This is a genomic window from Aliikangiella sp. G2MR2-5, assembly GCF_015687155.1.
In the GTDB taxonomy this organism is placed as follows: Bacteria; Pseudomonadota; Gammaproteobacteria; order Enterobacterales; family Kangiellaceae; genus Aliikangiella.
Map to the genome: position 1 here is coordinate 292,616 of NZ_JADPQF010000003.1, position 12,295 is coordinate 304,910.

Annotated in this window: 8 protein-coding genes and 1 riboswitch; of the genes, 5 read left to right on the top strand and 3 right to left on the bottom strand. The window is 40.0% G+C overall.

Annotated elements, in window-relative coordinates; genetic code table 11:
- Positions 1–34 precede the first annotated feature (34 nt).
- The 3 genes from IYN84_RS11680 (at position 35) to IYN84_RS21695 (ending at position 4,629) form a co-directional block, all read left to right on the top strand.
- Complete coding sequence (locus IYN84_RS11680; protein ID WP_196139391.1) at positions 35–562, top strand: hypothetical protein; 528 nt, start codon at positions 35–37, stop codon at positions 560–562.
- 63 nt (positions 563–625) lie between these two features.
- Complete coding sequence (locus tag IYN84_RS11685; protein WP_196139392.1) at positions 626–3,580, top strand: hypothetical protein; 2,955 nt, start codon at positions 626–628, stop codon at positions 3,578–3,580.
- A gap of 164 nt (positions 3,581–3,744) precedes the next feature.
- Positions 3,745–4,629: a LytTR family DNA-binding domain-containing protein gene (locus tag IYN84_RS21695; RefSeq protein ID WP_196139393.1), complete on the top strand. Its 885-nt coding sequence runs from the start codon at positions 3,745–3,747 to the stop codon at positions 4,627–4,629.
- A 75-nt stretch (positions 4,630–4,704) separates the two neighbouring features.
- Here the strand turns inward: IYN84_RS21695 and IYN84_RS11695 are convergent, their stop codons facing one another.
- Both IYN84_RS11695 and rapA read right to left on the bottom strand, forming a co-directional pair.
- Positions 4,705–5,532 (bottom strand): AraC family transcriptional regulator, encoded by an 828-nt coding sequence (locus IYN84_RS11695; RefSeq protein ID WP_196139394.1) that lies wholly within the window; start codon positions 5,530–5,532, stop codon positions 4,705–4,707.
- Positions 5,533–5,605: 73 nt separating this feature from the next.
- On the bottom strand, positions 5,606–8,464 hold the full coding sequence (rapA, locus tag IYN84_RS11700) for an RNA polymerase-associated protein RapA (RefSeq protein WP_196139395.1): 2,859 nt from the start codon (positions 8,462–8,464) through the stop codon (positions 5,606–5,608).
- A gap of 297 nt (positions 8,465–8,761) precedes the next feature.
- On the opposite strand from rapA, the gene IYN84_RS11705 reads away from it, so the two are divergent.
- Both IYN84_RS11705 and IYN84_RS11710 read left to right on the top strand, forming a co-directional pair.
- Positions 8,762–9,268 carry a GNAT family N-acetyltransferase gene (locus tag IYN84_RS11705; RefSeq protein ID WP_196139396.1) on the top strand — a complete coding sequence of 169 codons (507 nt, stop codon included), beginning with the start codon at positions 8,762–8,764 and terminating at the stop codon, positions 9,266–9,268.
- Positions 9,269–9,407: 139 nt separating this feature from the next.
- Positions 9,408–11,306 carry a GGDEF domain-containing protein gene (locus IYN84_RS11710; protein WP_196139397.1) on the top strand — a complete coding sequence of 633 codons (1,899 nt, stop codon included), beginning with the start codon at positions 9,408–9,410 and terminating at the stop codon, positions 11,304–11,306.
- Between the two features lie 38 nt (positions 11,307–11,344).
- Here IYN84_RS11710 and IYN84_RS11715 read toward each other — a convergent pair whose 3' ends face one another.
- Positions 11,345–11,866, bottom strand: coding sequence for a hypothetical protein (locus IYN84_RS11715; RefSeq protein WP_196139398.1), 522 nt, complete (start codon positions 11,864–11,866; stop codon positions 11,345–11,347).
- A 249-nt stretch (positions 11,867–12,115) separates the two neighbouring features.
- A riboswitch (cyclic di-GMP riboswitch) is annotated at positions 12,116–12,208 on the top strand.
- Positions 12,209–12,295 lie beyond the last annotated feature (87 nt).

The following is a 12,295-nucleotide window of genomic DNA, read 5'->3' on the forward strand; positions in this document are numbered from 1 at the left end:
TAAAAATCAAGTAACTATTTAAAAGGTGTAAATCATGATCAAAAAAACGCTTAAAACTCACTCACTTTCTATTATTGCATGTGCGCTAACCATATCTTCTGCATTTGCAGAAGTACAAACTGCCGAAAGATTTGCAGCGAATAACCTGGAAAAAGTTTCAATTAAACAATTAGACATCAAAGAATTGAGAAAAAGTACTGCCGCAATTACTACCTCTGAATTAGTAGAGCTAGAAAAAAGTGTTTCCGACGCTGAAGTAAAAGAATTGGGAGGTAACATCAGAAACATCTCCGATGCAGAAGTGAAAGAACTCGGCGGCAACATTGGTAATATTTCTGATGCTGAGGTGAAAGAGTTGGGCGGCAATATCGGTAACATTTCTGATGCTGAAGTGAAAGAGCTAGGTGGTAATATCGGCAATATTTCTGATGCTGAGGTGAAGGAGTTGGGCGGCAATATCGGTAACATTTCTGATGCTGAGGTGAAAGAGCTGGGCGGTAATATCGGCAATATTTCTGATGCTGAGGTGAAAGAGCTGGGCGGCAATATCGGCAATATTTGATTATTATTGAAAGGTGCTTTATGAGGTATCGAAGTCGTATTGTGTAGTTGCGGAATAAATGAAGTGAGGCACCTGTTCTTTCCAAATGTAAAACGGAGTAATCCATTTTTGTATTTTATTTTTCTCGTTTACATTTACTCCCCGAACGCCTTTGCAAATGATGAGTGGTTAAAAAAGGAATCTGAAAATTTTATTGTTGTCTTTAAGTCTCAGCATAGTAATTACCTGAATGATGTTATCAAAATTGCAGAGTCGTCATTAACTCGTATCGGCACACTTCTTGACTATAAGCCTCCAAAAAAGCTTTATATCAAATTAGTTGACCATCGTGATGAAGGCAGTGGTAGAGCAACTTCGCTGCCTGTTAACCGAATAACAATTAACCTGTCATCCTATACGGTCACCGATTATGAATATAAACTCGTTTCCAATACGCTAACCTGGCTTGTTAGCCACGAGCTAGTACATATTGCGGTTTCTGATCAAGCTACCCCGCTACAGGAATTGATGAGAAAACTATTTGGTAAAGTCATGCCAAGACGGTCATCCCCTTTATCGCTCATTTATTCAAGTCTAGCCAACTCCGAAGTTTATTCACCTGCTTGGTACCATGAAGGGATTGCTGTATTTTTTGAAACCTGGCTAAACACCGGTAAAGGCAGGTTATTTTCTGCGTTTGATGAAATGTATTTTAGAACGTTGGAAAAAGAAGGATTGTTAACTGTCGCGCGCAGTGAAAACCAATGGCATCAAGCGAATATTGCACATGACCAATTTATTGTCGGTGCTAAAGCCTATCTATTTGGCAGCCGCTTTATTCTGCACCTATCAAAAAAGTATGGTGTTGAACAATTACTCGCCTGGATTAAAGTATCAAAAAAATCGAACACCTTCAGCTTTGAAAAAAAATTTAAGGAGGCTTTTAATGTCACTATTGAAGCTGAGTGGTCCTGTTTTATTGAGGAAGAATCAGATTTTCAGCGTAAAAATCTTTCAAGACTGGCTTTATCTCCAGTCACTTTAACAAAACCGCTTTCTTTAAGAAATGGCTGGGTTAGCCGTCCTGCTATAAGTCGAAATAAGGAGATTATTTATGCTTCCTTTGAGCCCGGTGAGTTAGCAAAACTAATAGCTCTAAATGTTGAAAAGGGAACCGAGCGAATTATTGCGGACATACCAACGCCAGGCCTAGTTAGAGTTAGCGAACTTTCTTTATTGAAAGAAACGGTTTTTTTTACCACGCACAATAACTCAGGTTACCGAGATTTATGGAGTATAAATATAGACGGAAAAAATAAGAAAAGGATATGGAAAGATGCTCGACTTAGCCATTTAGCTGTCAACAATACCAGTGGAGAACTATGGGGAATAAAAAAAACAGGCATGAATTTCGCTTTGATTAAGCTAGAAGCGCCATTCACCAAGTACCAGCATGTATATACTCTGCCGAAAAATATCGTATTAACCGATCTGGCTTTTAAAAAAGATGGAACCAGATTACTTGCGACCCTTAAGTCGGATAAAATTGAGCAATCAATTGTTTCGATCGATGTAGAAGCGTTAGAGCTTCAGAGTAGATTCTTATATAAGGTAATCTCAAACTCAGGTAATCCAGAACACCCAAGTTGGGGAACCTATAACCAAGATAAAATTTACTGGCACGCGACAGTCAATGGTGTATCCAATATCTATTCGCACGGTATTAATGACGACACTAATATTCAGACCAATACCTTGACGGGACTTTATTCTCCGCTCGAATTCGACGAAAAAAAAGTATTCGCCTTTGAGTTTAATAGCCAGGGATTTAGCCCCGTTACGTTTGACTTGAACAAAGCTGATGAGAAACAAATTGATAAGCAAGTTAATGCGATAAATTTTAAGGCGCAACAACTTGTTCTGGACCACCCGCCATTATTACAATGGAATATTAATAATTCAGATGCCACCTCGACTAATTTTGATGAACCTGTAAGTGTTTATTCAGGGTTGTTCTCGATGGAACGAATTTCTTCCATACCGGTATTTGGCTATTTTGATAATAAAGCAGTCTTCGGTGGATACTTTGAGTTTGCCGACCCTCTGGAAACTCACAGTTTTCGGCTCGGAATAGGAAAGTCGAAAAATAACTTTCATATAGATGCAAATTACTTGTTTGAGCATAAGGTACTAGTTAATTATCAACAAAAGCCCATGAGTTTCTATAATTACTCCAAAGAATCAGCAAATGAAAAGCTAAGTTCATCTCTTGGTTTAGAACTTAAACATTATTGGAGATATGATCGGCCATCAGAAGTTTCGCAGATATTTTATAGTCGTCTTAATCAGCAAAGAACTCAAGATAATAGTGCGGTTAAACAAAGCTCTTTTCATATAGGGACAAAGCTTCAATTTAAAAGCTTGAGAAAAACCATCGGTTATTCCGGCTACGAACATGGGTACAAAGTCGAAATAGACTACCAGCATATTTTTAATACTAATGCGCTTATTGAATTCAGCGAAAGATGGTCAGCAAACCTGAATTATATGCATCCTATTTTTTTGCAGCACAATATTTTAAATTGCCAAATCTCATATGGTCAATATACAGGAAAAAAATTAGATGCGGGTATATTCTATTTCAGTGATTCTGATTCTGGTTTTTTCGAAGAAGGAACGAGCCGACGGTATCAACTTGAACATTACCTGGCAAACACAAAACTTGCTGTTGGTGCCAAGAAATACAAAAAGCTATTAATTGAAAACCGTTTTCCTCCTTTTTCGATAAGTGCTAAAATTGGGCCTCTAACTTTTAATCGAGCGGATCTATCAGTATATGCAATGTATACTGATATTGTAACTTTTGACTCACCCTCTTATCTTGATTCCAATAAATATTGGGGTATTCAAATGACATCTTACTTTGACACCGTGTACTCATTGAATTCAAGCCTGTCAATAGGCTATGTTTCGCCCCTAGATTCAAATAGCTTTAAAGATGGAAAGCTTTATCTCTATGCTAAGTTCTTTCAATTTTAGATAGGGAGATATTCGAGAATGATTGTTGCAATCAGGTAGGGGTAATTAAATTGACGCTGGTGATACACTTGAAATATTCAGATTTATAGCAACTTTTTACAAGAAGCTTAGATACCAACGCGGTAAACTGTTGTTAGTCTTAGTAATAGGTAGGTTTTAGCGTTGTGATTAAGACACTATTTCATATTGAACAAAAAAATTCCTCAATTCCTAAGGTATATTTAAAAAGGAGATACAATGGACTAGAGAAGTTTGCAGATAGAAAAAGTTTTCGACCAAAGATCTCTACTAAGAATAAGATTACCATTGGGCTATTATTTGTTCACGTTTTGGGTGTTTTAGTTGTTTTACTATTTCAATTTCTCGATCAGGCAAACCAAAACCAGTCAGTCGTTGGTGAGTTAATCTATTTCTTCTTGCCAATATTACTTGCGACCCCCGAGCTAGGGAATATTATCTATAGCCCTCCCGAAAGAGGGTGTTCACGACTCAAAGTCTGTACTACATGGTATTCTATATGGGGGTGGGGAGGATTGAGTACTCTGCTTGTTGCGACACTATATTACCAGTCAATTGATAGTATTTTTACAGTTTTAACTGGTATTGTATTTATTTACTTAGTTTCAACACTTTATTTTCTTTACACTCGATTGAGATACTTTTCTAAGAAGCAAAATAATACCAATATTTCTGGTGCAACCCCTAATCTAGAAGACAGTGGAGCAATGAATATAGTGGCGCAGAAACAGGCGATTAGCTACGAAGTTGATATCAGCGAAATTTTGTGGATAAAGTCGAACGGAAACTATGTTGATATACATGCACGAAATAAAAAATATACAAAAAGAAATACTCTAAAATCTCTTGAAAATAAGTTACCAACAAAGTTGTTTAGGCGAATCCACCGTTCAACAATTGTTAATATCCAATATATTGAGAAGGTTCTTTCATCTGGTGATGGAACTGCTACTTTAGTTATGTGTGGTGGAGAAAAACTTTCGGTTAGTCGCTCTTATCGGAAGAATGTTAAAATATTACCTCAATCTTAAATAAAGATTTGTTCTATTTTTTGAGTGATTGTTTGAACGGGGATGAAGGAGAAGGGGGGCGAAGTATTCTAGAAATTAAATCGACTGGTCGATATAGATCTTTAATTGTTCGCTATTCCCATAAAATTGATTCGGACTGCTTCCTGTAATCCCCTTAAAAGTTTTGCTGAAGTGAGCTAAGTCGGTAAAGTTTGCTTCGTGAGCCGAATCGGTTAATTTTTGGTGTTGGGCAAATGCATAGTTAAATGCTTTGAGTTTACATATTTTTTTGAAGTTTCCCCAAGTCATTCCTAGCTCAGACTTAAATAAATGAAGCATTCTGTATTTGCTCAATCCTATTTGCTTGGCATGCTCTTCGCTTGTTGAAATCTCATTTGGATTATTTAACATTGATAGGGCCAAGTGTCTAATTCTAGATTCCCTCACTTTGGAAGAAATATCCAGATTATTGGGGTTGAGGGCCTTGCTGATTAAATCACTTGCTTTTGAAGCATCAAGGCCAGTAGAGTCGATTTTTAGAAACGCTGATATAAGCGAGTGAGGAAACTCCCTAAAGAGAGAGAAAGCTTCATTATCTTCTAAGGAGTAGTTTGCGAGAAGAAATTCTATATCTGCTGTCAGGGGAGTTAATGATAGAATGAAGAGGCGACTGTTTTTAACACTAAGCTTAAGTTTACTCGCTGGTTCAATTAAAACCGCTTTTGACTCTAAATATTTGGAACGAGATATCTGTGAATTTGTACCTTCTATAACAATAGGGCTATTAGCGCTGATGACTAATGAATTCATGATGTTATTAGTGCAGAAGTCGCCATTTACAGTACCGATTGTAAGTGCTCGCATTGGCCATAAATAAAGCTTTGCTTCTTTTATTTCAGCCAAGTCAGATTTTTTATTTTTCATTGCTATTGTTAGAAGAGGTAAGCAAGTATTTTATCTCTAATTATGTCCTTATCGCGTGCTGTAGGACGGCCAATTAAACCGCCACTATTACCCTTACCGCATCCAGTTGAAGATCCGTGCTACCGATATATCTGGTAAGAAGCTCGGTCTGACTTTTAACAAAATCGATTTCTTCTTCACGAATATTTGGATTCTTTTTTTGTAGAGAAAGCAAGCGGTTGAGCTCTTCCTTCTGCTTGTGTTGCATTTTGCCAAGAACACCATCGAGAATTTCCTTAGAATGTGCTTTGGCTTTTATCTCTGCTTTTTCCAGCATTTTCTTAAGTGTTCTTTCTTCGCTTTTTAATACCTGTCGACCAGAATTTTTCTGTAATTTTTTGCATTGCTTGCTTAGCCCTTCATGGCTAACTTTTGCTGCCAGATCATTTCCATTGACATCAACCAGAACTCGAATTGATGTGAAAGGCAAGAAGCGTTGTGCCTGTAAGTACTTAGGGGCAACACATTCCACATGGTAGAGAACTTCCATCAATAGGGTACCTGCTTTAATTGCCTTGTTTTTCAGTATACAAACACAAGCATTTCCCTTATCTTCGGAAAGTACCATTTCTACAGCACCACTTACCATCGGATGTTCCCAGCTTAAAAATTGAATATCGTCTCTGGAAAGTGCGGTTTGTCTGTCGTAGGTTACGGTAACGCCATCTTCCGGTAGCGCTGGAAAACTGCCTATAAACATGTGGTCACCTGGAGTCACTACATAAGATTTTTCTGAGTGCTCTTCCAGATTAACGCCAAAACGATCCCAGCACGACTCCATAAAGCTTCTTGGTGCAAGACTGTCTCTTTCCGCAACACGTTCCACGAGTTCGTCGGCTGCTGTTTGATCAAAAGAGGCCATTTCCAATAGCCTGTCACGACCTGACTCCATTGACTTATTTATTTCAGCAGTAATCTGCTGAGTGTTTTCTACCAATGTTTTTTGAGTTTCAACTTTTTGATAGCCAAGCAGTGCTTCAAACAGGGATGCCTTGGTTTTTGCGTATATGGCTGCACCTGCGGCATTCGTTTTTTCAAATGCATTCATACCTTGATGGTACCAGTTGAAAATGACCTCTTGTGCACTTTTCTGCATAAATGGCACATGGATTTCAATATCATGTTTTTGACCAATTCTATCGAGACGGCCAATTCTCTGCTCCAGAAGATCAGGGTTTACCGGTAAGTCCATTAGCACTAATTGGTGACTGAATTGAAAATTACGACCTTCACTACCAATTTCAGAACAAAACATGGCTTGCGCACCGTCTTCTGAATCAGCAAAATGCGCTGCCGCTCGGTCTCGGCTGATTAGGTCCATATCTTCATGGAATGTGCAACAGTTCACTCCAAGCTTAAAGCGACAATGTAAATCAAGTGCAATAGCGGTATCTTTATGTGCACAAATAATAAGTATTTTCTTATCACGATTTTGTTTGAGAAAGTCTTTTAGCCATTCGATTCTAGGATCGAATTGCAACCAGGATTCATCGGTATATTGAGTTTCCGGATGAAGTAGGTAATTGATAGTTTCTTCCAGGTTTTCGCCAACGTCGTCAAAATATTTGTCGCAAGGGGCTACTGGATGAGGAATGACTTTTCTTTTTGGAAATCCTTTGATGTGTTTTCTGGTATTTCGGTAAAGTACCCGCCCGGTTCCATTTCGATCAATAAGCTCTCCGATTATGTCCTCCCGGTTTGACTCGTCGATTTCAATATCATCAATGTATTTTTTTAAACTTTTCTTTAAGTCCGAATCCCAGCTTTCTTGCTCAATCACCTGGTTAGCCAGTTCGGCGATTGGCTGATAGGAATTCTGTTCTTCTTTAAAAGCTTCCAGACTGTGGAACCTGTCAGGATCGAGCAACCTTAATCGGGCAAAGTGGCTGTCCTGACCCAGTTGCTCTGGCGTTGCCGAAAGCAAGAGCAGACCCGGTGTATTTTCAGATATAGCCTGAACACGCAAGTAATCTTTTCCTGGATTCTCAGGGTGCCACTCGAGATGATGAGCTTCATCAACTACCAATAGATCCCACTCACCTTGAGTGATCAGATTTAGGTCACATTCTGCCAGGAATTCACTACTGCACAGAACGAGTTGTTCCGAAAGGTACGGGTTTTCTAACTCGAGTTGGTCCAGGTCGACATCTTCTCCCAGAGCAAGATCTTCCATGCTTGTCAGTGATTCAATCCGTTCCTGATCGAAGATACTGAAGTGCAGATTAAAGCGACGAATCATTTCTACAAACCATTGATTGACCAAAGGCTGAGGGACAACTATTAGCACCCGGTGGGCGCGATGGTTAATCAGCTGCTGGTGTATGATCAAGCCTGCTTCAATTGTCTTTCCGAGGCCGACCTCGTCAGCTAATAGTACTCTCGGCGCATACCGACTACCGACTTCCGAAGCAATGTAGAGCTGATGACCAATCAAATCGACTCTCGCTCCTTGTAGTCCGGTAACTTCGCTTCTCTGCTGACGCTCCTTGGCTTTCATTGCGGCATGGCGTAGTTCAAACCAACGCTTGGAGTCAATTTGGCCAGAAAACAATCTGTCTGAAGCTTTGTTGAGCTGAAGGTGGTAAGAGAGTTGAGTTTCCGGTACCGGTACAATGTCACCACTCGCTTCATCTTTAGCCATATAGACCAGAATATCATTTAGGGGCTCGACGCTTTCAACAATCAACTGCTCTCCATGCAGTGTTTCAATCGAATCCCCCACCTCAAAAGATTTGCGAGATAAGGGGGCGTTGTTTTTGGCGTAGGTTCGTTGTTCTTCGTTTGCGGGATAAAAAATGGTGACCAGACGGTGGTCGACACTTTGAACCATTCCTAATCCTAGTTCGGTTTCATTTTCACTCAGCCAGCGCTGGCCAACGGCAAATTCTGTCATCTTTTTAAATCTTGTCTTCGCTAAAGCCTTTCAGGGACACAAAATCAGGTACCCGAAAATACTTTTAGTATAGGAGGTTTTGGAAAAGGCGCGGATTATATCACCACCATTCGCCAAAATCAGTGTTGCTGAACAAACTATTTTTTGAGTCTCTTTTCCGAATTTTTAGGTTTGTAAAGCTGCTTTAATATCAAGGACATAGTCTAATAACTTCTTGTTGTAATCAGCCCGAAGCAATCGCACGATATTTTTGTTATGCTGTTATTTGCGTTTCGTTAAACAGGGAATTACAAGGTTATGGTACTGATTGAAACCGAAAGGCTGAAGTTAAGAGAACTGACTCTGGATGATGCCGCTTTTATTCAAGGCATTGTAAATGAGCCTTCGTGGCTCGAAAATATTGGAGATCGAAATGTTCACTCAATCGCGGACGCTGAGCGCTACCTGAGAGAAGGTCCTGTTAAAAGCTACCAGGAGCATGGTTTTGGATTGTATCTGGTTGAGCTGAAACTAAAAAAGATACCCATTGGAATGTGTGGACTGGTTAAAAGAGAAGACCTGGATTTTCCCGACATAGGTTATGCATTGTTGCCTGAGTATTGGGGAGCTGGACTGGCTTCAGAGGCAGCCGCAGCGACACTTGAATATGCCAGAAATGAGCTAGGGCTTAGCGAAATCCTCGGAATCACCAGTCTGGAAAACGCTAGCTCTATTCGTGTGCTGGAAAAGATAGGGATGCGCTATGACAAAGAAATTATGCTTCCCGGTTATGACGGACCTAGCCGGTTATTTGTCCTGAAGTAACGATTTTCTTTGTGGTGGTATTCCGATTCTTTCCGAGCATTGCCTAAACTCTCGATTACTGCAGTTGAATTTCCATCGACTATAATGGATTAAAGAAGCTTGGTTCTGGAATTAATCCTGATTAGTTCAAGGGAGAAAGATGTTTGGTCAGCGAGTAAACTTGATTGTTCTGACTCGATGCCTGGTCATTATCTGGCTGACATCAACCTATTGTTATGCAAGCTCCGAGTCTCTGGAGGAACTTAACTTAAGCGAGTATCAGGAGTTGTTGTCGACTGCGCCTCAGCGGGTTGTAGATGAGCTGGGGCCATACCTGATAAGTGAACCATCTTCGAAACACTTCAAGAAACAACTAGAAGTTTACTATCTACTCTGCAATGCGCATTACTTTCTGTCACAACGAAGCGAAATTCGGTCTATTGCTCAGCAAGCGCTTTCTTTAGCTGAGAATACTCAAAGCTATGACTATATCGCTCGTTTTTACGGAATGTTAGCGATCGCCAGTCTCGCTAGTCAAGAGTTTGAAAAGGCTACTCAAAATGCAATGAAAGGTACGCAGATCGCGCGCGAACACTTTCCCGATTCCACCTTGCTCGGAGAAGTTTTAATGCTTGAAGCCAACGTTCATTATGAGTCAGGTTCAATTGAAAATGCGCTTAGAGTCATGGTTGAAGCTAACGATATTTTCACTGAAAAAGGAGACGACAAAAATCGTTCTGAAGCCATGGGTAGTATTGCTTTAATGTATGATGAACTCGGACAGCCACAGCAAGCAATAGACTTCCATTTGAAATCACTCGAGTTAATTGATGTAGAAGACAATATCATTGAGGCATCGATAACTTACTACAATGTAGCCTTAACTTTTCGAAATATGGGAAAGCTTAGTGAAGGTAAAAAGTATGCAGAACTTTCTTTGAGCTACGCACAACGGGCCGATGATATTATTGGTAGTGCCTATGCCCTTTATGAGTTGGCGGCAATTGAAGAGGAAGAGGGAATGTACTCCACATCGCTTTCTCGAATTGAAGATATTCTGCCTGTTTTTGATGAAGCCAAAATAAACGGCATGATAATTCTTACTCACTTATTGAGAGCAAGACTTAAAGCAAGATTGAGCTTACCCGGATGGGAGCATGACCTGTCGATTGCCAGACCGCTAGTGGAAAAAGTCGGCTCATTGAAAAGACTGATTGCGTTGGCGAAGTCGGAAGCTTTAGTCTACAGGCTTATAGGAGACAAGGATTTAGCATTGCACGCTTACCAGCGCTGGGTAGAACTACATAACAGGCAGCTAAAAGAAACTCAGGAGCAGGCAACAAGGCGTTACCAGGCGATGTTCGAGCTTAAAGAAGCTGAGACAGTGAATAAGTTATTACTTGCTGAAAAGAAGTTAGCAGAAGCGCAGCTGGTTGCGAGTGAAAACAAAGAAATTATTATGATGATTGCTGGTTTTGTCCTGTTAATGTTTCTGGCCTCTTTGCTCTATATTTTAAAACTCCAGATTCAGACCAAACAGAAATTCCGCGATCTTGCCCTGATTGATGAGTTAACAAAAACTCGAAACCGTAGGAGCATAACTGTTTTCGCGGAAAGAGCGATTCAGGAAGCAGAGCTCTCAAATCAACCTCTTTCTCTTGCGATGCTTGATATCGACTATTTCAAACGATTTAACGATGTCTATGGGCACGATATAGGTGATCAGGTCTTGCAGGTAACAGCAACAGCGATTAGTGAAACACTGAGAGCCAGTGATGCTTTAGGTCGTTGGGGTGGAGAAGAGTGGTTAATCGTTTTACCTGGAAGCAAAAGTCAGAATTTGGTTCAGTTATTTAAAAGAATACAAAGCAGACTTGAAAATATTGAGCTGGCGGAATTAGCCAATGAAAAAATCACAGTGAGCATGGGAGTGGCAGAAAAGGAGCAAAAAGAAACGCTTGATTCGATCGTAAAGCGAGCTGATGACGCATTATATCTTGCCAAGAATAGGGGGAGAAATCGTATTGAGCTAAGCTCGGTTCAGAGCGAACAAAGTTGAACGTTTATGAAGTGCTTCTCAAGATTATTTATACGACCTTAGTAGAGCCACAAGTAGGCAATAAGCAATCCCAGCAGGAGGGTCAAAAGTAGAACGGCATAGATTAGAGTAGGAGGTTTGTTTGTAGGCTTTTCTTCATGATTAACTTTTACTGGTACTAGTTGTTTTCCGCAGTTTTGGCAATAAGGCATCAAAGGTTGTCGAACCCCACATTTTTTGCATTCTACAATTTCTCCATCGTTATATTTTTTGAGGAGATCACGGTAGGGTGTATTTTCTTCGCCTTCGGGAACCAGAGAAAATTCGGCGCTTTTTTCAATTGCCGGAACTCTTAATAAGCTCGCCTCAAAACCTGTCGCCTTGAGCATTTGTTGATATTTATAGGCTTGCTGATGGCTAAGTCCTGACTTCACTTCTTTTGGAGCACCAGCAAGTAAAGAAGATATCTCTGCTTGCGAAAGCTTAAACAAAGCAGCCAGTTTACCGTGCGCAATTTTCGCAGGATACTTTCCGTTTAGACTTCCTGACAATAAGACAGTATAAGTGTCTTGAGTACTCATTTATTAATGTCTCATATAAAGCGATAGCTGTGTTTTCCAGTATATCATCAGTGATTATTACACCATAGAAAATCTCTTGAAGTGATTTGCTGCTGGTTATAAAAAGCATATCTGCTCATAATATATCTCATAAAGTTAATAAGAACGCTAAGGTTATCGATACTTCAAATCTCATCAGATGTAAGAAAATGCCGAAATTTATGTGAGCTACTAGACACTTTTATGGTTTGGATCTAGTCTGAAAGTGATATTTGACAAAGGCAAGCACAAGCGAAAGCAGTTGCACGCAAAGCCACCTGTCTAAGGTCTGGAATTTCAGACTATGATCGAGGGGCTTCCAATGTAGTTGTATATATTTCTTGCCGCCTTTTTCTAATCTCCAATCATAAGCCTGCTAATCGGAATAGCCTAGTCGTGTAGGAACACCCG

Bases quoted from the DNA above. Each gene is read 5' to 3' on its own strand.
- IYN84_RS11680 (WP_196139391.1), top strand. From the start codon at position 35: ATGATCAAAAAAACGCTTAAAACTCACTCACTTTCTATTATTGCATGT.
- IYN84_RS11695 (WP_196139394.1), bottom strand. From the start codon at position 5,532: ATGAAAAATAAAAAATCTGACTTGGCTGAAATAAAAGAAGCAAAGCTT.
- rapA (WP_196139395.1), bottom strand. From the start codon at position 8,464: ATGACAGAATTTGCCGTTGGCCAGCGCTGGCTGAGTGAAAATGAAACC.
- IYN84_RS11705 (WP_196139396.1), top strand. From the start codon at position 8,762: ATGGTACTGATTGAAACCGAAAGGCTGAAGTTAAGAGAACTGACTCTG.
- IYN84_RS11710 (WP_196139397.1), top strand. From the start codon at position 9,408: ATGTTTGGTCAGCGAGTAAACTTGATTGTTCTGACTCGATGCCTGGTC.
- IYN84_RS11715 (WP_196139398.1), bottom strand. From the start codon at position 11,866: ATGAGTACTCAAGACACTTATACTGTCTTATTGTCAGGAAGTCTAAAC.